The organism is Lacticaseibacillus rhamnosus, assembly GCF_900636965.1.
Classification (GTDB): Bacteria; Bacillota; Bacilli; order Lactobacillales; family Lactobacillaceae; genus Lacticaseibacillus; species Lacticaseibacillus rhamnosus.
On record NZ_LR134331.1, the window covers coordinates 2,212,743 to 2,238,389 of the forward strand.

The 25,647-nt window shown below is 47.7% G+C and carries 22 protein-coding genes; 11 read left to right on the plus strand and 11 right to left on the minus strand.

What is annotated here, in order from left to right:
* Nucleotides 1–39 precede the first annotated feature (39 nt).
* The 5 genes from EL173_RS11100 to EL173_RS11120 all read right to left on the minus strand — a co-directional run bounded on the left by EL173_RS11100 (nt 40) and on the right by EL173_RS11120 (nt 5,459).
* Nucleotides 40–1,572 (minus strand): flotillin family protein, encoded by a 1,533-nt coding sequence (locus tag EL173_RS11100; RefSeq protein ID WP_005692592.1) that lies wholly within the window; start codon nt 1,570–1,572, stop codon nt 40–42.
* Nucleotides 1,556–1,969 (minus strand): hypothetical protein, encoded by a 414-nt coding sequence (locus EL173_RS11105; protein WP_005692590.1) that lies wholly within the window; start codon nt 1,967–1,969, stop codon nt 1,556–1,558. Before EL173_RS11105 ends, EL173_RS11100 begins: the two co-directional genes overlap by 17 nt.
* Nucleotides 1,970–2,197: 228 nt before the next feature.
* Nucleotides 2,198–3,241: a PTS sugar transporter subunit IIC gene (locus EL173_RS11110; RefSeq protein ID WP_014571509.1), complete on the minus strand. Its 1,044-nt coding sequence runs from the start codon at nt 3,239–3,241 to the stop codon at nt 2,198–2,200.
* A gap of 13 nt (nt 3,242–3,254) precedes the next feature.
* Nucleotides 3,255–4,247, minus strand: coding sequence for a D-2-hydroxyacid dehydrogenase (locus EL173_RS11115; RefSeq protein WP_014571510.1), 993 nt, complete (start codon nt 4,245–4,247; stop codon nt 3,255–3,257).
* 48 nt (nt 4,248–4,295) lie between these two features.
* Complete coding sequence (locus EL173_RS11120; protein WP_005692585.1) at nt 4,296–5,459, minus strand: aminotransferase class I/II-fold pyridoxal phosphate-dependent enzyme; 1,164 nt, start codon at nt 5,457–5,459, stop codon at nt 4,296–4,298.
* A gap of 457 nt (nt 5,460–5,916) precedes the next feature.
* On the opposite strand from EL173_RS11120, the gene EL173_RS11130 reads away from it, so the two are divergent.
* Together EL173_RS11130 and EL173_RS11135 are read left to right on the plus strand one after the other, a co-directional pair.
* The gene (locus EL173_RS11130) at nt 5,917–6,621 is read left to right on the plus strand and encodes a TIGR00266 family protein (RefSeq protein WP_014571512.1); all 705 of its coding nucleotides are present in this window, start codon (nt 5,917–5,919) and stop codon (nt 6,619–6,621) included.
* A 20-nt stretch (nt 6,622–6,641) separates the two neighbouring features.
* Complete coding sequence (locus tag EL173_RS11135; RefSeq protein ID WP_005692581.1) at nt 6,642–7,430, plus strand: alpha/beta fold hydrolase; 789 nt, start codon at nt 6,642–6,644, stop codon at nt 7,428–7,430.
* 59 nt (nt 7,431–7,489) lie between these two features.
* On the opposite strand, the gene EL173_RS11140 is transcribed toward EL173_RS11135, so the two are convergent.
* Nucleotides 7,490–8,080, minus strand: coding sequence for a TetR/AcrR family transcriptional regulator (locus tag EL173_RS11140; RefSeq protein WP_005715326.1), 591 nt, complete (start codon nt 8,078–8,080; stop codon nt 7,490–7,492).
* 252 nt (nt 8,081–8,332) lie between these two features.
* Between EL173_RS11140 and EL173_RS11145 the strand changes: the two genes are divergently transcribed.
* A complete protein-coding gene (locus EL173_RS11145) occupies nt 8,333–9,814 on the plus strand; it encodes a YhgE/Pip family protein (RefSeq protein WP_014571513.1) in 1,482 nt (493 codons plus the stop codon).
* Between the two features lie 256 nt (nt 9,815–10,070).
* The gene (locus EL173_RS11155; RefSeq protein ID WP_014571514.1) at nt 10,071–11,015 is read left to right on the plus strand and encodes a cation diffusion facilitator family transporter; all 945 of its coding nucleotides are present in this window, start codon (nt 10,071–10,073) and stop codon (nt 11,013–11,015) included.
* A gap of 112 nt (nt 11,016–11,127) precedes the next feature.
* On the opposite strand, the gene asnB is transcribed toward EL173_RS11155, so the two are convergent.
* The 3 genes from asnB to EL173_RS11175 form a co-directional block, all read right to left on the minus strand.
* On the minus strand, nt 11,128–13,032 hold the full coding sequence (gene asnB / locus EL173_RS11160; protein ID WP_005684701.1) for an asparagine synthase (glutamine-hydrolyzing): 1,905 nt from the start codon (nt 13,030–13,032) through the stop codon (nt 11,128–11,130).
* Nucleotides 13,033–14,051: 1,019 nt separating this feature from the next.
* The gene (locus tag EL173_RS11170; protein ID WP_005692570.1) at nt 14,052–15,116 is read right to left on the minus strand and encodes a metallophosphoesterase family protein; all 1,065 of its coding nucleotides are present in this window, start codon (nt 15,114–15,116) and stop codon (nt 14,052–14,054) included.
* A gap of 36 nt (nt 15,117–15,152) precedes the next feature.
* Nucleotides 15,153–16,067, minus strand: coding sequence for a 1,4-dihydroxy-2-naphthoate polyprenyltransferase (locus EL173_RS11175; protein ID WP_014571516.1), 915 nt, complete (start codon nt 16,065–16,067; stop codon nt 15,153–15,155).
* A gap of 75 nt (nt 16,068–16,142) precedes the next feature.
* On the opposite strand from EL173_RS11175, the gene EL173_RS11180 reads away from it, so the two are divergent.
* The 7 genes from EL173_RS11180 to EL173_RS11210 all read left to right on the plus strand — a co-directional run bounded on the left by EL173_RS11180 (nt 16,143) and on the right by EL173_RS11210 (nt 22,884).
* A complete protein-coding gene (locus EL173_RS11180) occupies nt 16,143–17,111 on the plus strand; it encodes a polyprenyl synthetase family protein (protein ID WP_015764660.1) in 969 nt (322 codons plus the stop codon).
* A gap of 221 nt (nt 17,112–17,332) precedes the next feature.
* Nucleotides 17,333–18,538: an acetate kinase gene (locus EL173_RS11185; RefSeq protein WP_005692564.1), complete on the plus strand. Its 1,206-nt coding sequence runs from the start codon at nt 17,333–17,335 to the stop codon at nt 18,536–18,538.
* A gap of 277 nt (nt 18,539–18,815) precedes the next feature.
* Nucleotides 18,816–19,703: an ABC transporter ATP-binding protein gene (locus EL173_RS11190; RefSeq protein WP_014569961.1), complete on the plus strand. Its 888-nt coding sequence runs from the start codon at nt 18,816–18,818 to the stop codon at nt 19,701–19,703.
* 2 nt (nt 19,704–19,705) lie between these two features.
* The gene (locus EL173_RS11195) at nt 19,706–20,977 is read left to right on the plus strand and encodes an ABC transporter permease (protein WP_005692560.1); all 1,272 of its coding nucleotides are present in this window, start codon (nt 19,706–19,708) and stop codon (nt 20,975–20,977) included.
* Between the two features lie 18 nt (nt 20,978–20,995).
* The gene (locus tag EL173_RS11200; RefSeq protein ID WP_014571517.1) at nt 20,996–21,391 is read left to right on the plus strand and encodes a GntR family transcriptional regulator; all 396 of its coding nucleotides are present in this window, start codon (nt 20,996–20,998) and stop codon (nt 21,389–21,391) included.
* Complete coding sequence (locus EL173_RS11205) at nt 21,381–22,247, plus strand: ABC transporter ATP-binding protein (RefSeq protein WP_005692556.1); 867 nt, start codon at nt 21,381–21,383, stop codon at nt 22,245–22,247. Before EL173_RS11200 ends, EL173_RS11205 begins: the two co-directional genes overlap by 11 nt.
* A complete protein-coding gene (locus EL173_RS11210; RefSeq protein WP_005692554.1) occupies nt 22,240–22,884 on the plus strand; it encodes an ABC-2 transporter permease in 645 nt (214 codons plus the stop codon). Before EL173_RS11205 ends, EL173_RS11210 begins: the two co-directional genes overlap by 8 nt.
* Before the next feature lie 66 nt (nt 22,885–22,950).
* Here EL173_RS11210 and EL173_RS11215 read toward each other — a convergent pair whose 3' ends face one another.
* Both EL173_RS11215 and EL173_RS11220 read right to left on the minus strand, forming a co-directional pair.
* Complete coding sequence (locus EL173_RS11215; RefSeq protein ID WP_014571518.1) at nt 22,951–23,736, minus strand: glucose 1-dehydrogenase; 786 nt, start codon at nt 23,734–23,736, stop codon at nt 22,951–22,953.
* Between the two features lie 460 nt (nt 23,737–24,196).
* On the minus strand, nt 24,197–25,645 hold the full coding sequence (locus EL173_RS11220) for a glycoside hydrolase family 1 protein (RefSeq protein WP_005692547.1): 1,449 nt from the start codon (nt 25,643–25,645) through the stop codon (nt 24,197–24,199).
* Between the last annotated feature and the right edge of the window lie 2 nt (nt 25,646–25,647).

Below are 25,647 nucleotides of genomic sequence, written 5' to 3' on the forward strand. Positions count from 1 at the left end.
TTTTTAATTAAAAGCAATCATTCTGAATTTCACTCATGACTACTTTTGCTTCTCGGCCATGCGCGATGGTGTACTTGATGCCGCTTGCTCGGTAGTGGCCGGTTGATCACTATTTGGCGCCGGTGCTGGTTGCTTGGTGTCAGGTGCCTTGGCTGATGGTTGCTCGTGGTGCTTGATCGCATCGACAACCGGTTGATTGCCAGCCTGATGCATCAGTGCGCCATTTAACATCCCGCGAATGTCGATGCCGGCAACTTCTTGCAACATGTCTAGTTGCTTGACCAAACTGCCGCTGGTTTGATTCGTCAGGTCGCCATCGCCATAAAGCTTGATCGAATCAACATTTGCATACGGACTCATAGCAGCCTCAATAATCTTCGGCATTGCTTCAATCGTCATCTTGAAGCGGCCGGATTCATCAAGTTGCCGTGCTGCTTCCGCTTGTTTAGCAATCGCTTCCGCTTGTGCAAGCCCGATCGCCTTGGTCTTGCCAGCTTCTGCTTCCCCAATCGCCTTGGTTGCATTTGCTTTGGCTTCGGCATCCAATTCAACCTCTTTTGCCGATGCTTCAGCGGCCGCAATCTGGGTTGCTTTTTGGGCTTCGGCGGCACGCTGGGCTTTATACAAGTCCGCATCCGCTTGTTTACGCACGGTTGCATTCAGTTCCTGTTCCTGCAATTCGGCGTTCTTTTGGGCTAATTCAATGTCTTTTTCTTTTTGAACCTGCTTGGCCTTCATCTGTTCAACAATCGCGGCCTGATCAGCTTGCGCCTGAGCAATTTCTTGCTGCTTTTTGAAGTCAGCCATCTTGACCTGCTGTTCCCGTTCGGCGTCAGCAATTTGGGTCTGACGTTCGATTTCCTGCTGCTTTGCTTCCTGATCTGCTTGCGCCTGTTGAATTCGGGTGTCACGATTGGCGGCTGCTTCGGCTACAGCGGCGTTCTTCTTAACTTCCGCAATCTGCTTCTTACCCAGTGAGTCCAGATAGCCGTTCTTGTCGGCAATATCTTTGATCGTGAACGAAATAATCTGTAAACCCATTTTGGCTAAATCGGAACTCGCCACATCCTGGACCTTTTCGGCAAAGGCATCACGATTCTGATAGGTATCCTCAACCGTTAATGTGCCCAAAATTGCCCGTAAATGGCCTTCCAGAATTTCGGTGGCTTCCGAATTAATCTGCTCGTCATTTTTGCCTAAAAATTGTTCCGCAGCGGTTGCGACTTCTTCCTGACTGGAGCCTATTTTTAAAATAACCGTCCCGTTGACGATAATCGGAACCCCTTGTTGCGTGTAGACTTCAGGCGTTGCGACTTCAATGGTCCGCGTATTTAGACTTAAAACGTCCCAGCGCTGCAAAATCGGTAAAATAAAAGACCCGCCGTTGGTAATCAATTTGACACGATTGCCATTGACATCGCGAAAACTGTGCTTGCCGGAAATCAAGGCACCGGAAATAATCAGCACTTCGTTAGGCAAAGCGGTCTTACGATGGGTGGCCAGAAAAATAAAGAGCAAGATCAATAAAACGGCCGCAATAATCCACGGCATATAATCAGTTAAAATTTCCATCAGTTCCCTCCTTAGGGTTGTGAGTAGCCAAGGCATCAACATAGGCAATACCTTGTTTGAGTTCAATGATCACGACTTTTGTGCCCTGATCTAGCGGCTGGCTTTTATCCGACCACAACTTGGCCGGATATGTCTGGCGGGCGCGTCCACCACCGGTTACCATGACTTCGCCAGTGTGATGATGCGCCACATCTAACGTCAGCGTACCGAGTAAGTAATCCCGATCGCTCATTGATGTGGTGTTCTCAACCGGCGACAGTAGCCGTTGCAATAACGCCAATAATGGTAACAATACCAGTGATAACAACATCCATAAAAGACCGCCAATGACCAATAGCGCCACCACTCCGACGATCACCTGTAACCACAGTTCTTGCTGTGCCCACCATGCCAACACGACACTCGCCTCGCTTTCAAAGGGACTAAAATCTTCCTCATTTTATCATGTAAACGGTTATACGCCTATACCAATAAGAAAAATATTTAGTGGTGCTTTGCATGTTGACTGCGGGGCCAACACCCCGTCTCTATGTAGTCCCGGTGGCATGAAGAAGTTACTCTTTGTTTGCCACCGACTAAAGCTTCAAAAATCACGTATATTGCGTGAATGCTTTTCGACCTGCCATTAGTCGTAATGCAAGGCATAGTCTTCCGACACCTGATAGTGCAGTGTTTTGGTAAATAGCAAATTGCTAAGATAAGCCAGTCCAATCGGCAAGATGAAGAAAATGATCGTCAATTCAAGCACATTTCCCACCGTCACCGCCTTCATTGCATCGAGTGCAGCGAGTGGCCCGACTAAACCAGAAAAGCCAAATCCGGCACTGGCAGGCGTTCCTTGAATGTGCAATGCAGCACCGATACCACCAAGAATGCCGGCATTAAGCGCCATGGGTAAGAAGAGTTTCGGTTTAGACAAAATGTTGGCCATTTGCATCTTCGGCGAGCCCAGAAAATGTGCCAGCGAGGTCCCAAGCGGATTCGCTTTCCAGCCATAAGCCGCCAGCGCAAAACTTGCCCCGACAATGCCAAGGTTAGCAGATCCGGCACCGATGCCGTTCAACATAATAGCCGTCGCAATCCCCACTGTACTGATCGGCGTCACAATCAAAATGGCAAAGATGATCCCCATCAAAACGCCCATCGCAATCGGCTGCAATTCGGTAATATCATGGACAACAACGCCAATATACTTCGTGATTCCGGAAACCGGCTTGAGAGTGAGCATCCCCACCCCACCTGCAATCAGCAATACTAACGATGGAATCAGAAGAATCGTGTACGCCTTGAGCGCATTGCCCAACAATAGAATGACTAAATAGCCAATGGCGAGGGTGATCGCCAAATTAATCACATCCCCGGTTCCGGCAACACTCAAGCCGGTTTTGGTCAGATGATAATTACCGGCACCAATAATGGCAGCCAGTGCCAGCGAACTTGTTTGAATCGGCGTAAACTTCGCCAGCATCCCCACGCACACAGCCGATAACGCCGGTAACAAGGTCATCGCGGCGGTCGTCATATACGTGACAACGGCCAACTGTGGAAAGCTAGGTAAAAGCAACTTGACGAGCGCATTTAAGATCGCTCCAGGAACCAAGGCAACAATAATCCCCACTGATAAACCGTTTAAAATGTTCATCGTCACGGTTTTTACATCTTGTTTCATCGTCTTCCTCCGTTTAATTAACTTGGTGCGGTGAATGCCCACCGGCTAAAATAGTTTTGACGTCATCCAATGAAATATCGATCATGTTTTTCACGGCTGCATCCGTATAAAAACCGATATGCGGAGAAATCTCAACGTTCGGCAAAGCCTTTAAAGTTTCAAGATTGGTATTGTCCACGCCGGATTGGCTGCGATCAACCCCAAAAATACCGGCTTCACCTTCAATTGTGTCCAAAGCAGCGCCGGCAATCTCACCACGTTGCAGCGCCTCAATCAAAGCAGCCGTATCGACAATCGGTCCGCGGGCTGCATTGATCAAGTAAGCCGTCTTTTTCATCTTTTTGAAGGCGGCAGCATCAAGCATATGGGTGGTGATGTCGTCCAGCGGTGTGTGCACGGTGACGATATCGGCAGTGGCCAGCAAGGTGTCAAGATCGACATAACGAACCGTATCCGCCAATTCAGGTCGCGTTACCGGATCAGCCACGATGACGGTAGATCCTAAGGCGCGAAAAATGCGGGCGACGGTACTGCCGATTTTGCCAGCGCCAATGATGCCAATCGTTAATTGATGAACTTCCTGCGCTTCCAGACCACCCCAGCTATAATCATCTTTGGCTTCGCGCGCCGTAGCCTCACCCAAATGGCGAATCAATCGCATGGCATGAGCCAAAACCAGTTCCGCAACCGATCGCGGCGAGTATGCGGGCACATTGGTCACGGCCAATCCATTGGCAGCCGCAGCATCGAGATTAACAATGTCATAGCCGGTAATCCGCAAAGTCAACTGCTTCATCCCGAATGACTTCAACTTCTGATAAACAAGCGGTTCTGGAATGGCGCCATGCTGTTGAATGACAACCCCATCGTAGCCCTTAGCCAGATCAACCGTATCAGCATTGAAGGCAACGGTATTGGTATCAACTTGAATATCATTAGCAGCAACCCAGTCATCAATCGCTGGTTGTTCGTCTGGTCGAACACTATACATTAAAATTTTCTTCATCATCATTCTCCTTTGAGCGCGTTATCGTCCAACTGCAAACCTGCCTACCTAATGCGTTGCCATAAACTGCTTAATGCGCTCAGCCGCCAGTTTCAAATCCGCCATCGAGGCCGCATACGAAATCCGCACATAACCTTCACCGCCTGGCCCAAAACTGGCACCGGGAATCACGGCAACCTTTGCTTCACGTGCCAACGCATAAACAAACTTCCAGCTGTCATGGAACCGGTCTGGCAACTTAGCAAAAATATAAAATGCGCCATCCGGATGAGGAACTTCCAAGCCGGCTTCCGGTAAGGCCTTCATCAGAAAATCACGCCGTTTTCGATAGGCTTGCTTCATCGGCTGACTATCTTCCATACCATTTTTTAACGCCTCTTCAGCCGCGCGCTGGGCATTGGTGGTGACGCTGGTAATCGTAAACTCGCTAACCTTGCCGATTTGTTGAATAATCGCAGCCGGACCTGCTGTGATCCCAACGCGCCAGCCGGTCATTGCGTGGGATTTTGAAACCCCGTTAAGGACAATTGCTTGATCAGGGAGTATCTCGCCCATCGAAACATGCGTCCCACTGTAGGTCAATTCTGAGTAAATCTCATCGCTTAAGACAAAAATTTCATACTGCTTGATGACGTTGGCTAATGCGCTCAGATCCGCGCGATTATAAGTCACCCCAGTTGGATTAGTCGGGTAGTTAAGAATCACCGCTTTAACCGTGTCCCGATTGGCTTCAATCGCCTGTTGTAATTTCTCTGGCTTAAGAATGAACCCATCCGCCGAAGTGTCGATAAATATTGGTTTTGCTCCGTTTAATAACACGATTGGGATGTATAAAGGAAAAATCGGAGTTGGGATAATCACGGTATCGCCTTTGTTCAACATAGCCGTTAAACTCGAATAAATACCGCCAGTGGCCCCAGCTGTGATCAAAATCTGCGTCTCCGGATCATAGGAGGTTTTATATTTCGTTGCCAGATAATGGCTTGCCGCAGCTCGTAATCCCGGCAAGCCTTTGCTCTGGGTATAATGGCTCTCATCATTTTCGATTGATTGGATGCCCGCCGCCTTGACATGCTCCGGCGTCGGAAAATCCGGTTCACCTAATGTCAGCTTAACAATCCCTTCAATACCGCTAATTTCTGCATTGAATTGTAAAATATCGCTCGGTTTGAGTTGCCGAACCTCGTGATTCATACGATCGACTAATGCCATGTAAATCCCTCCATCTTTTTACATCCAGTAAGTTGAAACTAAAATAAAAGCCCCGCAGTCATCGATTGACCGCGGGGCACGAAATGGGAATGATTCTCCTGATTCCAGCCACACAGTCAATTGCTTGATCTGTGTGACCGCTCACTCAAAGGTAACTGGTCTCACAGATCGCGTCTGAAAAACCAGAAATAAAATGATTGGCTACCTTGAGTCAGCTTTGTCATCATGATGAGAACCTCCTAAGAAATAGATTAGTTAAAGACTACTGGTTAACGGACGGTTTGTCAACCGGAACTGAACTGATTTTTTTGCGGGACGAATTTGCCATTTAGGTTCACTACAATGGGTCGCCATCACGTCACCGGCAAGTTACTAACTCACTTTTTCAGAGGAAAATGAACGCATTTTGGCAATGGAATACGCTACAATGAAGACAATCAAGAAAGGGGCTTTAATGATGAACTATACCATCTCGGCCAACAATACGTTTCCGGTTGTGCAGATTGCGCTACAACAAGATGAAACGATCCAGATCGAATCTGGCTCCATGATCTATCACAATGGCTTGGTTGAACTAAGCGGCCACATGAATAGCAATGGCAAACGCGGACTCGGCGGCCTAATGAGTGCGATTGGACGCTCCATAACCAGTGGCGAGAGCTTTTTTATCACAACGGCAACTGGTAAGGCGGCTAACGCTGAATTGGCGATTGCGCCCGGCAACCCCGGCGTTATCAAAGAATTGACGCTCGATGCCAATCATCAATATCGCCTGAATACCGGTGCGTTTTTGGCAATGGACACTTCCGTTAGTTATCACATGGCCAGTCAAAAAGTCGGTGGTGCTTTATTTGGCGGCACTGGCGGATTCTTCATCATGGAAACAGCGGGCACTGGCACCATGCTGGTTTCGGCTTATGGTGACATCATTCCGATCGAACTTGATGGCAGCCATGAATATGTCGTGGATAACAGTCATGTTGTCGCTTGGGACAGCCAGCTGGATTACAGCATCCAGCCGGCTAGTGGTGTCATCGGTTTTACTACCGGTGAAGGTTTAGTCAATCGGTTCACTGGTTCCGGGACCGTCTATATCCAGACTCGGAACATCGAGGCACTGGCTAATTTGATTCAACCATTCATCCCCAGCAATGATAACTGATCACTAAGGAGCTCTATACGATGCCAACTAAAATAGGCCTTCACTACAACAAAATTGGGGTTGGGAAAACCATCTACTTTTTACATGGCATGGGGTTAGACGGACACAGCATGGCAGCTTTTTATGAGCCACGTTTTACCAGCGAAGAGCGGCATTTTGCCCGCCTCTATCCGGATTTACCGGGAATGGGAAATTCACCGGCCACGTCAGCATTGCAATCTGCTGATGATGTGTTGGCACAGGTTCATGCTTTCATTCAGGCGACCAGCGAAGGGCCATGTTATCTTGTCGGCCATTCTTACGGTGGCTATCTAGCATTAGGCCTGCTTGCGCGATTTCCTAACGAGTTTTCCGGTGCTTTTTTAACCGCTCCGGTTGTACTCGCGGAGAAAACAGCACGTACGGTTGCGCCACTAAAGCATCTTATTAGTGCGTCAGTAACCAGTCAGTCACCGGATTTTACCGACTATCTACACATGAATGTTGTTATCAATCCTTCAACCTGGCGACAATATCAGGAACTTATCCTGCTAGGGCTTAAAACTTTTAACCGCGATTTCTGGGTTGCCATGAAGAACCGCCATGCTTATCGTCTGTCGATTGAATCACGCTTAAGCAGCCTGATTAAGTCACCAGTTACGCTTGTGTTAGGTGAAAATGACAATGAAGTTGGCTATCAGGATCAAGTGGTCTTTGCCCATAAAGGCGCACACATGACCACAACCGTAATCCCAAACGCCGGTCATAATCTGATGATCGATGCGCCTGAGGCTGTCATGACCGCGTTTCATCAGTTTCTACACAAATAGTGCCAAACCGCTACGCTTGATTAACCGTCGCTATTTTGCGGCGGTTTTTTGCGTCCTCTTTATATCCGAGCTGTTAACTGTTCAGGCGTTAGGTGGCGTGTGGTGCGAAAGATGCTGTAAACCGATTCCGGTGAGCGAACCGGCGTTTGATTGAGCCAGTAAACAATTAAATCCACAACCCCTTGACTGACAATCTCCTGAGCATAATCGCTGGGCACATCACGATCATCAGCAACTAACTCACTACCGCCTTGCCGCAACAACTCAACAACCAATTGCTTCACTTTCGCGGTTAGTTGCGTTTGATTTTCATTCAACAGTAAAACGGCCAGATCCCGTTGGCGATACAAATACTTGAACAACTGAAAGAAAGCATCACGCTCGGGTAACGGGTTTGCTGCGCGTTTAGCTTGAAGCGGTTTGGGAAAATGGGCAAAAATGCTTTTCACATGTCCGATCATTTCATCTTCATAATGCGCCAATAAATCATACTTATCGAAATAGTGCAGATAAAAGGTGCCACGACTGATGCCGGCCAACTTGGCTAATTGTTGCACGCTTAACTTGCCAAACCCTTCCTGATGCATCAGCGTCATAAACGCCTGCTGAATTTTCATTTCTGTTTCAAGCATTTTCGTACTACTAGCCATCGCGTCAACCTCCATGAACATACTGTTAATTACCATTCTCATTGAACAACAAATTTTACCCCGAAGCAATTGACAAATCGTGCCAAACTGTTCACCCGTTTAAGCGGCGATCATCAGCACTTTTCCCGCATGCTGCCGGTTAAAAGTGCGTTCAGAGACTGAACAGATGGCTCAGATTGTTTCTTGTCTGACCGCCTTAAGGCCACTATGATCGTGAATGAACAGAGTGTCAATTTGAAAGGCGGTCTTACCATGCTAAGAAGTGAATGGCGTTATCTCATGCAGCACAAAATGATGGTCGTTGTCCTGGTGGCAATTGCGCTCATCCCAGCCATCTATTGTTTTATCTATCTTTCGTCCATGTGGGATACCTATGGCAAGATGGATCAGTTACCGGTCGCCATCGTTGATCATGATCGGCCTGTTACTTACCACGGAAAAAAGATTGCGATTGGCCAGCAGTTAACCGCCAATTTGACCAAATCAACCGCGCTGGATTTTCATCATGTTTCTGCTTCCACTGCGACCAACCGGCTGCACCGGGGCACCTATTACATGGTGTTGACCATCCCGCGTAACTTTTCCAAAAAGGCAACCACCCTACTAACGACCACCCCAGAAACCATGCCGCTTTACTTTCGGTTCAATTCCGGTCAGAACTTCATTGTCTCTAAAATGACCACAGGCGCTGCGACTGCCATCAAATCAAAAGTGGCGAGTCAAGTTACCAAATTATATGCTGGCATTGTGCTAACGGCACTACATCAGGCCGATACCGGCATGACCAAGGCGGCTACCGGCGGCCAAACGTTGACCACCGGCGCTCAACAACTCACAACCGGCACCGCACAACTTAGCACTGGACTAAACCGCCTCGCAACCGGGCTTCAGCAAGCAACCAAAAGTCAGGGACAGACGAATCAAGCAGTGGCTTCCCTCAATACCGGCGTCACCCAATTAACAACTGCCGCCACCGCACTCGCAGCTGGCTCGCAACAGTTACAAAACGGCAGCCAAACTTTAGCCAACCAATTGACAATCGGCAGTCAGAAGCTGGCAAGTATCCAAACTGGGGCGAATAACGCTGCTGCTTTAGCCGCGCCTGTGCGTGAAGTCACGTCGGATGTCGCCAAGATCCCCAACAACGGAACCGGCATGGCGCCTTTTGCCATCGCTATCGGCCTCTATGTCGGCGGAATCGCGCTGGGCACCATGTACGAAGGCTTCCTACCGCATCGTAAACCACGGTACGCACTAAGTTGGTGGGCCAGCAAAGCTTCGGTGATTGGCACAGTTGGCTTATTACAGGCAGGATTGCTTGATATTTCCTTATTAGCTGGTAATCATTTGCACGTCAGCGATCATGGTCTGTTCTTCATTGCCATTCTTCTCGGATCTTGGTTGTTCCTGTCCTTGATTTTCTGTCTCCGCCTGCTGCTTGGCGGTTTCGGAACATGGCTGGTTTCAATCGTCTTGGTCCTTCAGCTAGCTGGCTCAGGTGGGTTATACCCTACTTATTTGGTCAATGGCTTTGCAAAAGCGATCAATGAATGGCTGCCGATGACCTATCTCATTGACGCTTTAAGAAGCTTAATTGCAACTCATCAAGCGATTGGCACCGACATGGCGATCATGATCGGCTTAATCGGTCTATTCAATCTTCTTATGCTCTTCCGTTTTCAGATCGGCTTGCATCAAAGCTTCATCGAAATTGATGCTACTGAAGATGCTTAACGCGCTCCCCGGCGCAAAGGCCTGCGTGTAAGGACCTCGAACGCAATGGCCAAAACCGGGCCATCACGCCCAAGGCCACTTACACTCCGGTCTCTAACCACGCTGGCTCGCGCTTACCATAACGCGTTCGCCAGCCCAGAAATCTGCGTGTAAGGGCCTTGGGCGCAATGGCCAAAGCCCGGCCATCACGCCCAAGGCCACTTACACTCCGATTTCTAACCGGGCTGGCTCACGCTCACTAAAGAAGGTGTTTGCGATGTTAAAAAGCAACAATTCGCTCAGTATCTCAGCCTTAATTGAACAACACGGTCATGAGAAGATTCGTCAGGCCCGGCGTATGCTGGTTGTGAATCTCATCGTCTACACTGTGATTGCCGCCATTGAGCTATGGTTCGGCGCGAAGGATCATGCCGTTGCTTTAACCGCCGATGGTCAAAATAATTTGACTGGCATTGTCACCGTCTCTGCTTTGATTGTCGGACTATCGTTTGCCACCCGCCCTTCTGATACATTTCATCTTGAAGGTCACTGGCAATTTGAGAATCTTGCCGTTTTTCTTGCCGGCTTGGGTATGTTTCTTATCGGCCTGATCACCATCTGGGAAGGACTGGGCGCAACTTTGGCCTTACTATCCGGACACGCCGCTGCGCCACTCAAAGGCCAAGCCGCTATTATGGCTGCCATTTCAGCGGTGTCAATGTTAATCCTTTGTTGGTTCAACCACCTCATTGGCCAACATACACAAAGCAGTTCACTCGCGGCATCGGCCAAAGATTTTCTCGGCGACGCTTTGACTTCAACTGGCACCATGATCGCCATTCTCGGTGCTTCCTATTGGCACATCCACTGGATTGATCCACTGGCAGCTGTTTTGATCGGGCTATTCTTGATCTGGAACGGCAGCCGAATTCTCAGCACCAGCGCTGAAAAGCTCTCCAACGGGTTCAATCCTGCCCTCCGCACCCAACTTGTGGACAAGCTGCAAACTGTTAGTGGGATACTCGCGGTCAGCTTCGTTGATGGTCGGTATGCTGGCAGCAATATTATTGTCGAAGCCGAAATCGTGCTCCCAGCCGGTGATAGCCTCGCCAAATCCTACCGCATCTGCAAAAGTGCCGAGCAAGTCCTCCAAAGTGACTTTCCAGTGCTGTACTGTTGCATTCAGGTCAAACCCAACTTACCCAAAAATATGTCTAGATGATGAGCTCCCACCACACTTGCCAGCGCAGAGAAGTGACTAACACTTAAAAAGCACAAGCCACAGACAGAATGAGTTCTGGCTGCAGCTTGTGCTTGTTTAGGTTCAAAATCGATTAGGCTTCGAGCTTTTCTTTGTTTGAATCCGCCACATAATGCGGAATCTCATCATCAATGAAATAAACCTTATACCAAACTAAGAAGGTATAAATCGTCCAAACTTTGCGGCGATCATTGCGCTCTTTGCGGTAAGTCTTATCGAGAATATCCAAAATCGCGTCTTGATCAAAGAACTCTTTAACCCAGTCTTGCTCAAATGTTTCGCGAACCTTTTTATAAAAAGGCTCATCTTCAAGCCACTGTTTGACCGGAACCGGGAAGCCGAGTTTTTCGCGACTCGCCCATTCTTCTGGCAGGTGACGGTTGGCAGCTTCACGCAAGGCGTACTTAGAATTGTGTGAGTTGATCAGATATTTGGTTGGAATACCAGCCGCCACTTTGGCAACTTCCTTATCCAAAAACGGCACCCGCAGCTCCATGGAGTTGGCCATCGACAGCTTGTCGGCCTTCAGCAAAATATCCTTAGGCATGAACTGGTGAATATCAAGGTACTGCATCTTCTTGACTTCATCATCGTAATGGCGCACCTTTTTGTACGATTCCGTTACGATATCACGAACACTCTTACTCTGGCGGAATTCCGGCTGCAAAATCTCATCGGCCTGGCCTTCATGGAAAACTAAGGCCTCACCAATGAAGAACTCTTCCGCCGGGGCCGTGGATTCATACAGATGCAGCCGTCCGTGGAAGTTCGGCATCTTCTTCAACCCATGGGCAATGCGGTACTTCACGCCGCGCGGTAACTTGCGCAAGCCGTCCGCGAAGACCCGAATCGCATGGCTGCGGGTGTGAAAACCATAGTTAGCATACCCGGCAAAAAGTTCGTCGGCCCCTTCACCAGACAAAATAACCGTCACATCTTTGTGAGCCAGTCTTGTCAGGAAGTATAACGGCACGCAGGAAGGGTTGGAATCCGGTTCGTCCAAATGATATTGAATCAACGGGAAGTTATCCAACGCCTCTTTTTCCGTCACGATATCACTGGTGTTATCTAAGCCCAATTTATCGCTGAGTTCCTTCGCGGCGACCCCTTCATGATACTTCTTGTTGTCAAAACCGATGGAGAAGGTGTGCTCTGGCCGCAACAGCGCGGTAATGTAAGATGAATCCACCCCTGAAGAAAGCAGCGATCCGACTTCAACATCGGAAATTCGGTGGGCATCAACTGATTCGGACACACTCTTGTCAATGGCAGCAACCGTATCTTCAAAACTCAGATTATTAGCCTTGAAATCCATATCCCAATACTTCTTAATCGTGAGTTCATTATCCTTCAACGTGAAGTAATGACCTTCCGGAATGCGATAAACGCCTTTGAAGAAAGTTTCGTCCAACGCGGAGTACTGGAAAGTCAAATACGGTTTGAGCGCTTCTTTATTCAGTTGTTTCTTAAACTTAGGATGCTTCAAAAAGGCCTTGATTTCACTACCAACGATGAACGTATCGCCATCGTGGTAATAATACATCGGCTTAATCCCAAAGAAGTCGCGGGCACCAAACATTTCTTTCTTGTTGTCATCCCAAATCAGGAAAGCAAACATGCCGCGAATCTTTTTCAACAGTTCTTCAATGCCATACTCTTCGTAACCATGAAGCAGCACCTCGGTGTCGGAATGGGTCTTAAACACATGTCCGGCAGCAATCAAATCTTTGCGAATACTTTGAAAATTATAGATTTCCCCATTAAAGATAATCGCAACAGTACCGTCTTCGTTCAGAATCGGCTGCGAACCACCCTTTAAATCAATGATCGACAACCGACGAAATCCAAGCGCAACATCATCATTGATATATTCGCCACTCGAATTCGGCCCCCGGTGTTTAATCATATCCATCATGTTATTAATAACTGGTTTCTTGTTCAAAATTGTCTTGTCCGCAAACGCGATGATTCCGCACATACAGTTAACCCCTTTTCGCGTGAATGACGATCATTACTTGTTTCAGTATAAAGATTTGACAACGCAAGTCAATCAAAGAGCGTGAACTGGCGCGGTTAGCGATCGGAGTGTAAGTGGCCTCAACCCTAAATGGCTGGGCTTTGGCCATTTAGGGTTGAGGTCCTTACACGCAGATCGCTGCGCCAGTGAACGCGTTTCAGAACAGAGCGTGAGCCAGCCCGGTTAGAAACCGGAGCATAAGTGTCCTTGAGCGTGATGGCCCGGGCTTGGCCATTGCGCTCAAGGTCCTTATGTGCAGGTTTCTGGGCTGGCGAACGCGTTTCAGAACAGAGCGTGAACCGACTCCTGCGCCAGTGAACGCGTTTCAGCCGCAGCCCGACCACACTCACACTGCCCCCCTCAAAGTCGGCACCATCACCGAATCCCACCACTAAAATCCCCCAAAAACGGCAAAAAAATAGAGATCCAAGTTCCTACAGTCGAACTTGGATCTCCTAAGTTAAGGATTTGACCGATGCAGTCATATTGTTACATTGACTGGTACTAATTGTAAAACCCTCTTCAATAAACCTAATACTGCGACACCTCTACAAAAATCTTATTCACTTGTACGGAACGACGAGTGTTGAAATGATGTTGCCAGATAACTTGGCGTTGTTTGGTGGTTCTATGACACACCCGATTGAACATCTATGGGAAGCTCATTGTCCCGCTTGGATTACTGAGTCTTGTTATTAGCCTCATACCTCCATGTGTGTTCATCTTTAGATCTCATGGAACATGAATCTGACGATAGGTGGCGCAGATACTTACTGCACCAACGCTCTATTCGTTTTACTCGTGCTTTGCGACACACACTTTCGAGCCAGTTCGTTTGCTTGTTACTGAACGAAGGATCGTGATTCTTGGTTCCTGCATCGACCTTGATGTTCTTCCTTAACTTCAAATAAAGTGTATCATGTAAGCGCTATCTTGGCAAGCCCTATGACCTGCTTTTTTACAAAAAAATTTTTAAACCGTCAAAAAGCAAACCGTCGAACCCGACTTGCTGCGCCATAGCCATAGAGACTTAAACGCCGACGATCAATGTCAACACTGACAACATATCCGGCATATTCGCTAGGAGTACCAAAATGTCGATCAAACCGGCGATTAAATTTAGTCGTCAATCCGTGATGGCGACCCATCAGTGCACTGGTATTTTGTAGGCTGTAATGAATACCATTCACCTGATAGTCCGCTTCCAAGTGATAGTGTCCGGCGAGATACGCAATGATCCGGCCCGTGTTTTGGGTGAAATCAAACCTTAACTGTCCGCCAAATTCAGGCGTTTTACCTGTATTCAACACCCCACTGGCATGCAAATTAAAAGCCCGCAACAACTCATGGACGGCCCGACCGTTAAACCTTAAGGCTGGTTGGCCTTTTTGATTCATTGCCGGCGCGTGACTCATGATTAACACATCACGATTCAACGCGCCTTTTAACGCTAAAGCAAAGTCGCGTAACTGCGCAAACGAAACCGCTAAAGTCTTCTTGACATCGTAAATTTTATGTCCGGCATGTAACGGTACATCAGCCGTATTTAATACGATCACGCGTAATCCCGGATAGTCCCGTACCAATAAGCCTTCATGCGAAACCGCAATATCAGGCTGCGCGGCATCTGTCGCAAATATCAGCTGACGATTAACATCCGGCAAGAAGCTGCCTTTGTGACCGGGCCGCTTTTCGGCGAATTTATCATTGTCATCGTGATTGCCTTTAGTAACCAGAAATGGCACCGCACCCCGCCGATAATCAACCATGATATTGCGCAAGCGCATTTTGGTTAGCCATGGCAATTCCGAGCCATCAACCAAGTCGCCAAGATGAACCCGCAAGTCAAGTGGCATCCGGGTACTCAACCACTGCTGCTCACGGACATGCCAAAATCCAGTCGGGCCATAATAAGTCGATGAGAATTTGGCTTTGTCATGAGTATCGGTAATCAAGGCGAAATTCAAGGCTGAAGGCGACAATAATGGTGTCACCGCATCAATAAAATGGCCCAAATCTTTTTTAACAAAAGGCCGAATTGTCATGGCCTGCTTAACCTCCTCACACGTACGCTTTACCGCTTAGAAATTGAGCCACACCCCAAGCGCCAAAAAGACTACCTGCGCTAAAGTGGTGACGAATAGATTTTTGATGGCGTTCGGAAACGTCAGCTTTTTAACCGGATTAGCAGCAAACCCACGCGCATTTTTGACGACCAGCGGCACGGTGATCAATGTCAGCAGCGTCAATTTTGGCAACAGGCCGAGTAATACCGAAACAATCAGCATCAAGAATCCTGCCGTATACAGACTATAAAAGAAAACAATGCTGCGCTGACGTCCGAGATAATGGACAATCGTGCGCCGTTTAAGCGTCTCATCTTCATCCTGATCAGCAATGTTGTTGGCCAGTAACAACGCCGAAATTGCGCATTGTGCCAACCCACTTGCCAGATAAACCGACGCAATTAATGACCACGAAAAGTCGACCACGTTAAAGACGTTGACATAAACCGCGATCAGAAAAATGACAAACCCCATCGTAAATCCCGAGAAGAATTCTCCATACGGTGTGGCAGAAATCGGCCGCGGACCACCTGCATAGCCATAGCCTACCGCAAAGCTAAACAGTCCCATGACCAACAATGGCCATCCGGTACGGCTTACCATCCACAAGCCAAGCACTGCGCTGGTGACCATCATTGCCACCACCATCCAGCCAATCATACTTGGATTCAGATGATTGACGCCGATGATATTGGTCTTTTCGCGAAAATGTAGAGCTTCTGTCTTTTCCGAACGGCGATAATCTTGATAGTTGTCATTCGCATCAACCGCCATGTTAAACAAAAGCATGGCAACAAAGAAAACCAACAATTCCGGAATATGTAACGTATGATAATGGTACCAGGCAAACAACGTCCCCAACAAAAAGGGGAAAACCGATGCTGTTTTCGCCTTAACCTCAACTAATTCAAGAAATACAGATATTGACATAACAACCTCCAACAATTGACTTTTAAGAATCAGGTACAGTAGAGTAAATATGTCTTTAGGAAAGAGAGAAAATGCATGATTCATCCCCTGTGGCACCGATTCCCCATGGTCTATCACCAACTCGAACAGATTCAGCAGCGGCTGGAACAGGTCGCGACTTTACGCGAACCACAAGTGCATACGTTGATTCAGCAACAAATCAATGCAGGCGGCAAGATGTTACGAAGCGGGCTTATGCTTATGCTAGCGCGTTTTGGCGAACCTGACAACGCTGAGCTTGTGACGGCTGGTGCTGCGATTGAAGCACTACACCTAGCCACACTGGTTCACGATGATGTGCTGGATCATGCCGATATTCGTCGCGGCATGACCACGGTTTCTGCCGAGTCCGGAAATCGTGAAGCCATCTATGCCGGTGATTTCCTGTTTGCCATCTATTTTCAGTTGCTTAGCGAACAGGATCCCGAAACCGTTGATTTAAGAACCAACGCCCGCATCATGAAGCGCATCTTTATGGGTGAAGTGGATCAAAACGGCCCCAGCGCACCGCTCATTCCAACCGTCAATGCTTATTTAAGTGCCATCAGCGGTAAAACAGCCGCTTTGTTTGCGCTGGCGACTTATACAGGCGCAACGATCGGTCACCTTTCTGCCACCCAGAAAAAGGCCGCTTACCGATTTGGCCGGCAGCTCGGCATGGCCTTTCAAATGATTGATGATTTACTTGATTATACCCAAACTGCCAAAACATTGAATAAACCGGCGCTTGAGGATTTAAATAATGGCATTGTCACCTTGCCGCTCATCTACGCCTATCAAACTGTGCCTGACCAGTTGACGCCTTTAACGAAAACAGCCGAACAAATCGCCGCCAATGCTGATGAAATCGCTGCGATTGTTCGTAAACACGGTCTTCCACAGGCACATCAGCTTGCTTTCACCTATACACACCGAGCAATTGCAGCTTTGAACCCACTGCCTTCATCGCCTACCAAAGCAGCCTTGACCAAGCTCACGCAGCAGCTCTTGCAGCGAACGCATTAACTAATTTGTGATTTCTTTAGCGATCCCAGCTTCAATTTTGGTTGTCTGTCAGTGCAAAAATTGTTAAAGAATCGCCGCCAACATTGCATATTTCAAGAAATCATGCCAAAATAATAATTCATTTAATTTTTAAAAATTAACAATTAGCACAATGTTTCACAAACATTGTGCTTTTTAAGTGGTATGATACAGATATAGCAATAGTGAAAGAGTGATCAAACATGGTAAAAATCCTCTCTATCAATGCCGGCAGCTCCTCACTTAAATGGAAGTTGTTTGACATGCCCAGCGAAAGACAAGTAGCAGAAGGCGCAACTGATATCCTGCGTCAGTCGACGGTTAAAATCAAGTATGGTACTGATCAGGTTTATGAAAGTACCACTCCGATTCGCAATTATCGGGAAGCTGTCAGCAATTTGCTCAGTCACTTGCAATCTTTAGGTCTGGTGAACCGCCTCGATGAAATTACCGGCATCGGTCATCGCGTTGTTGCAGGTGGAGAACTATTTTCCGCACCTATCGTCATTGACAATCGGGTGTTGGCACAAATTCGAGCGCTGCGGGATTACGCGCCACTGCACAATCCCGTCGAAGCCGATTGCATCGACATTTTCCGTAAGATGATGCCTTGGGCGCTTGAAGTGGCGGTTTTTGATACTGCCTTTCATCAGACTATGAAACCGGTCAATTATCTTTACAGCATTCCTTATGAATATTATCAAAAATATGGCGTTCGTAAATATGGCGCACATGGCACCAGCGTTCGGTATGTCAGTGCTCACGCAGCCAAAATGCTAGGCAAACCGCTTGAATCCATGCGTATGATTGTCATGCATCTTGGCGCCGGCTCCAGCATCACGGCGATCCAAAATGGTAAATCCGTGGATACGTCAATGGGGTTCACCCCTGTATCCGGCGTGACAATGGGAACCCGCGCCGGTGATGTGGACGTTTCATTGATTGCCTACCTCATGAAGAAGTTAGACATAACCGATGTTGATCAAATGATTGACATTTTAAACACCGAATCCGGATTGCGCGGGATCTCCGGCATCAGCCACGATGTTCGTGATCTTGAAGCCGCCGCCCCGACGCATCCGCGCGCAAAACTAGCGCTGGATATTTTCGTCAACCGAATCATCAAATATATCGGTGCTTACGCGGCCTTAATGAATGGCGTTGACGTGCTTGTCTTCACAGCCGGCATCGGCGAGCACAGTAGTAATATTCGCGCCCGCATCATGCAATCGCTTGGCTATCTGGGCGCCCGGATTGATCCTGAGCGCAATTTACAGATTCACGATAACGCCGGCGATATTACGGCAGCCGATGCACGTGTCAAGACCCTCGTTATCCCGACAAACGAGGAATTAATGATTGTCCGGGATGTTATGTCATTAAGCCAAGTTGCCCAACAAGCGGAATGAATCCGATTTTGATCTTCAACCTGCCTTAACATTTGAATCACTGCTTTTTGAATGCGCCAGAAGTCATTACAGCAAATGCTGCCTGACTTCTGGCGTTTTTGGGTTCAAAAAAGTTGCCTTATATTCACACAAATGATAGCCGCTCAACCCACGTAAATCGCCGCAGCTGACAAATCGTCATCAAATTTCCAAAATGCTGCTTGCAATTCCAATAGTCGCTGTTTATACTGTGCATATATTACATATACAGTATAAACACACAAAGGAGATGTTCGCTATGCTCAACGTCACCAACCTTACCAAGCGTTTTGGAAATACCACCGCCGTTCACGATGTTTCTTTTGCGGTTCGACCCGGAGAAATTCTCGGACTTATCGGTCAAAATGGTGCCGGAAAGACCACGACCTTCCGCATGTTACTGAACTTGCTGCAACCGGATCAAGGCACGGTTACTTGGAACCAGCAACCATTGGCCAAACTGAGTCGCGAGACAATCGGGTATTTACCTGAAGAACGCGGTTTGTATCCTAAAATGACCATCGCGGATCAAATTTGTTTCTTCGCTGAACTTCACGGTATGAAACGTCCAGCGGTCATGGCAGTCCTTGATCAATGGCTTGACCAATTTCAAGTCAAAGGCAAGCCCACTGATCTCGTCAAAGATCTGTCAAAAGGTAATCAGCAAAAAGTTCAACTGATTGCCGCGATGATTCATACACCCCAATTTATTATTTTGGATGAACCCTTTTCCGGTCTGGATCCGGTTAATGCCCATCTGCTAGAAGTCGGGATTCGCCGGTTGCGTGATCAAGGCAGCGCAATTATCTATTCGAGCCACGACATGCGCAACGTTGAAGCCATTTCCGATCGGTTGGTCATGCTAAAAAACGGTGCCGTTGTCTTATCCGGCAAGCTTGACGAAATTCGCGAACAGTTTGGTCAAACCCGACTCTACGTTCAATCCCCCTTAACCCAACAGGAGCTACAGGCTTTCCCCGGCGTGATCACGGTGACGCCACGTTCCCGCGGCTTCTTAGTCAAACTGACCGATCCGCAAGTTGGCCATGATATTTTCGCCGCTGCCACACACCAAGGCTACATTCCCGAGTTTAGTCAACAAGCACCATCCTTAGACGAAATCTTCCGCATGAAAGTAGAGGCCTAATCATGGAAAAAATGGATGTCATTTTTCGCCAAGTCTTCATCAAGAATCTTAAAAGTAAAACCTGGTTATGGATTGTCCTGGGTCCGTTAGTATTAGCCGCTATTTTTGGCGCGGTTTTCTGGTTGATGAATCAAACCAACCAAACAACCCGAATCGGCGTGGTTTCGGACAGCCCGGCATTGGTTCAAACGTTTAAAAGCAGCAGCGACAACGATCAGCATTATACGCATTACGCCACCACGGCTGCAGCTAAACGAGCATTGGCGGCCGAAAAACTTGATGCAGTTTTGACAGTCACCGGTCAGCCGACCCAACAGGCAAGTCTCATTCAGCGAACAGATGGGCAAAGCATCAATCGCACCCAACTACAAGGTGTGCTGGCTCAAGCCCACACCAAAAAAGTTGCCAGTCAACTACAGCTATCGACCACCCAACTGCAGCAACTTTTTGCGACTCCCGCCTTGGCCACTACCAGTGTCAAAGTAGATGATGGCAAGCTTGTCACCCGTTCTGCCAAATCCCAAGCGTCCGGATCGGTTGCGGGTTTCATCGTCGATATTTTGATTTACACCTTTGTCATCGGTTATGCTTCAATGATGGCGCAGGAAATTGGGACAGAAAAAGGGTCACGGATAGAAGAATCGATTTTAACTGCGATTACGCCGCAAGCTCAGTTCTTTGGCAAACTGCTTGGCATTCTGGCGTTGATGGCAACACAAATCATTATTTATGGCGTGGTCGGATTAGCCAGTCTCGTCGCCTTACGCCAGCTACCGCAAAATCCCCTGTCAACGCTTATCGGCCATCTTGACCTGAGTAGTGTGAGTCCAAACATGATTCTGTTTAGTATTGCGTTCTTCTTTGTCGGCACCTTGACCTATACCGTTTTGGCCGCCTTAACTGGTTCGCTGGTTGCGAATCAGGAACAGATCGGCCAGGCTACCACACCGATTGTGATGCTGGGAATGGTTGGCTACTTTGGCGCTATCATTGTTGCCAATGGCGCCTCGCCTATTCTTAATATCGCCAGTTATGTGCCATTTTTATCAACCATGATGATGCCCGTACGACTGGGAGCAGGCCAAGTCAGTGCTGCGGCCGGCTGGTCAGCATTCGGCATTAATGTGATCTTTTTAATCGCGTTCACCTGGCTAACGGTCAAGCTTTATCAGACGAATGTGTTAAGCTATTCTGATGGCGGTATTTTCAAAGCGTTCAAGCGTTCGTTACAATTACAACGTACCGCCCGCAAGCGTCATCCGGTCAAATCATGACACGAAATGAGGTTAACCATGCGGATCGTCATCTCAAATCAATCGGGCAAACCGATTTATGAACAAATCGAAGACCAGGTGAAAACCGCGATCCTCGCCGGTCAGTTAAAGGCGAATGAACAACTGCCGTCTATCCGCAGTCTTGCTAAAGATTTACGTATCAGCGTGATCACAACGACCCGCGCCTATCACGAACTTGAAGCAGCCGGATTCATTACCAACGTTCAGGGTAAAGGCGCCTATGTTCTCGGCCAAGATAGCTCTTTGGTCCGGGAAAACGCACTGCGCGACATTGAAGCGTCCCTGAATCAAGCAATCGACACGGCTAAAATGGCCAAAATCACCCCCGCCGAGTTGCACACTATGTTAGATACATTACTGCAAGCAGAAGGAGAAGCCGATCATGACAACTGATTTACTCACAGTTTCGCACCTCAACAAACACTATGAGGATTTTCACTTGGCTGACGTCAGTTTTCACCTGCCTGCCGGTTATATTATGGGTTTCATCGGTCCAAATGGCGCAGGCAAAACAACAACGATCAAAGCGATTCTCGACATGCTTCAACCTGACAGTGGTGATATCAGTTTACTGGGTCAAACCACCGTTGCAGCTCGAAAACAGGTTCGGGATCAGCTTGGTGTTGTTCTGGATGGAATGGTTTATCCAGACTCATGGCAATCAACCGCGGTGAATCGGTTTGTCGGTCCTTTTTTCCCTAGTTGGGATGCGGTTTATTTTAAACAGTTATGTCACGATTTTGCGATTCCTGAAAAAACCAAATATCGTGATTTATCAATGGGTACCAAAATCAAGTTGCAACTGGCCGCGGCTTTAGCCCATCATCCGCAGCTCTTAATCTTAGATGAACCCACGTCTGGCTTGGATCCGATTGCCCGTGACGAACTCATTGCCATTTTGCAGGATTTTATCAGCGACGATCAACATAGCGTTTTGATTTCAACCCACAGTATTATCGAATTGGCTAAAGTGGCCGATTATGTCACTTACTTGCTAACAGGGAAAGTAACCTTCACTGGGCCATTAAGTGACCTGCTTGATCGGTATATTATGATTAAAGGTGGCCCAAATGAGTTAACCCCGGGCATTCAAGCAACGATTATCGGATTGCAACAAAGCCGCGTCGGATTCTCCGGTATTTGGCCTGCCGATCAAGCCGATCAACTGCCTGACAGTATTGTTCAGGAAACAGTTGATTTGGAAACCTTGATGATTGCTTTTGGCAAGGGGAGGCGTGCACATGCGTGATTTGGTCAAACTTGTTGGCTTGGACCTGGCTGTATTTCATACTAATAGTAAGAAGTATTTTTGGTTTGGTACTTTGATCAGTATCGTTTTGTTGCTTCTCCCTTTCTTGAACGGTGACTTAGCAACCCCGCTTGCAGGCGGCATTACGGGTCTTAGCATTGGCTTATTGATGATGCCTTTTGTCGGTGTTGATCGCCAAGGAATGGAGAATCTTTACACCATGTTACCGGTCCGCCGTACTACCATTGTCGCCGGCCATTATCTGTTCGGTTTGATGACAGTGGGCTTAATTGACGCGTGCAGCATGCTTATCATTGGTCTGGGTTGGATGGCTCGCGTTAATCCAATCCGTGATTCACAAGCTTTCGGGTGGATGCTTTGTTTTGGTACTGCGCTCATGCTCTTTCAAATTATCTTATCGTTTCCACTCATGATTGGCTTGGGGTTTAAGCGCGCGCCTCTTGCTGCTTATTTTCCACTTGCCATTCTCTTAATTGCCGTCTTTCTTGAAAGAAGCTTCCAAGTAGACTTAGATGCCCTCAAGCCTTGGTTCGGAGTAATTGTGGCAATCTTTATTTCAGCTTTCATCTTCTCTTGGTGGTTAAGCACCGTGCTGTATAAAAAACGCGAATTCTAACCCGTAAACAAAAAGTCGCCATTTCATAATCGAGATGGCGACTTTTTTGCATCTTCGCAACATTGATCAGCCCTGTCCGTCTTTAAACGCAGGATATAATGTCATCCCACCGTCAATAAATAGGGTCGTGCCAGTGACGTAACTTGACTCTGTCGATGCCAGCCAGGCTGCTCCGGCGGCAACATCTTCCGGTTTACCTAGTCGTCCTTGGGGAATCATAGCGACTGTTTGGTCATACTGCGCCTTATCAGCAAACTTTTCCGCATTAATCGGCGTCTCAATGGCACCGGGACCGATAGCGTTGACCCGAATTCCGCGGTTAGCGTATTCCATCGCAATCGTCTCCGTGAAAAGCTTAACCGCCCCTTTAGCTGCAGTATAGCTGGCAAACGTTGGCCAGGGAATCTGTTCATGGACCGATGAGATGTTAATAATATTGCCTGGCTGGTGATGGTCGAGAAAATAATTCAAAGCAGCCCGGGCGCCTAAAAAGACCCCGGTTTGATTAATCGCAATAACTTTATTCCAGTCATCCAGGGACACTTCATGCGTCGGTGCTTTAATTTCCATACCTGCATTATTGACCCAGACATCAAGGCGGCCAAATTCAGACTCGGCAGTTTTAACCAAACTCGCTATCCCCGCTTCTGTCGAAACATCCGCATGAATACTGACTGCCTGACCGCCATTTTTGATCACTGTATCGGCTGTTTTTCGCGCGCCTTCGTGATCACCTAAATAATTAATCACAACGGCCATATGCTCTTTGCCAAACCGTTCTGCAATGCCCGCGCCAATACCTTTGGAGCCACCGGTCACGACTGCAACCTTACCATTCAGATCTCGATACATATCCGTCTTCCTTTCATCAATCCAGGAATTCAGCTTGCTGGATTCACACTTCACACAACCGCTTTGCTCTAACCTTACCGAATCTTATACCACGGCGCCGCTGCTTCAACCGGAAAAATGTGCACCATTTGCCACATTTAATCACGACTTATTAGGAACCAGTTTATCGCGACACGTTAATGGCATTGATCCTGACTCATCAAGCATAACAAATTCTTCCTAAATTCGTCACAAACCAAGCGGCTTCGATCACTTACTTTTTAAAATTTTGCGCCAGAAACAAAAAGTAGATGTGAATGGCGATTTTGCATCACCCAAATGACACAACCAACGTCAAGCTCAGTCGCCACCACCTTCATGCATCCAAAAACACCACTTGATTCCACCGAATATTCGGATGGATTCGAGTGGTGTCCTTTTTCGTGTGAATTTCAACTAGCTAATCCATGCGCGCCAAGATTTAAGCCAGATCCGCGCCATTTGAAGCAATGACGCGCCGATACCAATCAAATGACTTTTTCTTACTGCGCGCCAACGTCCCTTCCCCATCATCATCAAGATCAACGTAAATGAAGCCATAGCGTTTTGACATCTGTCCCGACGAGGCACTCACCAAGTCGATGCAGCCCCATGGTGTGTAACCCATCAAATCAACGCCATCATGAATCGCCGCACCCATTTGCTCGATGTGCTGCCGCAAGTAATCAATCCGGTAATCATCCTGAACTTCACCCTTTTCATCAGGCCGATCAATGGCGCCTAAACCATTTTCAACAATGAACAGTGGCTTGCGATAACGATCGTAAAGTTGGTTTAAGGCAATACGCAGACCGATTGGATCAATTTGCCAGCCCCATTCACTCGCCTTCAGGAACGGATTTTTCAGACCACTCAGCAAATTACCGCCAACTTCTGCATGATGCTCCTGCGTAGTTTCAATCACCGCTGACATGTAGTAGCTAAACCCGATATAATCAACCGGGTAATGCTTCAACAGCGCCAATTCAGCTGCGGAAAATTCAAGATCCTGGAACTTAACGCCGTACTCATCCATCATGGCATCAGTGTATGCCGGATATTCACCGCGCACTTGCACATCGCCGCAGAAAAAGTTAAACGCCTGATTCTGTTGCAAAGTTGCAAGTTGGTTGACAGGATTGGCATCATAGCTATACGTGGTCGCATACAGCAACATGCACCCGATTTGCAGCTGCGGATCCAATTCATGACCAATTTTAACTGTCCAAGCACTGGCGACAAACTGATTATGCCACGCTTGGAAAATGTTGCGTTTATCATCAGCCCCGTTACTGGCGACCAAGCCTTGACTCATGACAGGAAAAGAAAACGCACTATTAATTTCGTTAAAGGTCATCCAATACTTAACCTGTTTAAAATATCGCGTCAACACAGTCTCCGCAAACCGCTTGTAGAAAGTGATCAACGCTTTATTTTTCCACCCGCCATACTTGGTTACCAAGTGAAGCGGCATCTCATAATGAGAAATCGTCACGATCGGTTCGATGCCATACTTTAAGCACTCCGCAATCAACGCATCGTAAAAAGCTAAGCCGGCTTGGTTTGGTTGCTGCTCATCACCTTCTGGAAAAATCCGCGACCAGGCAATGGAAAAGCGGTAACATTTGAAGCCCATCTCACTAAATAGCTTAATATCTTCTTTAAAATGGTGGTAATGATCAATGCCCAAATGATTCGGATAGCGATACTTGCTTTCATCAATCGTCCAGTCAAAGTCCGGTTGGTTCACAATCGCAAACCGGTCTTTTCCTTGAGGCAACACGTCGGCAATTGATAAACCCTTGCCATCCTCGTGATAAGCACCTTCTAGCTGATTGGCCGCGGTTGCCCCACCCCACATAAACTGTTTTGGAAATTTCAAGTTATTCATCG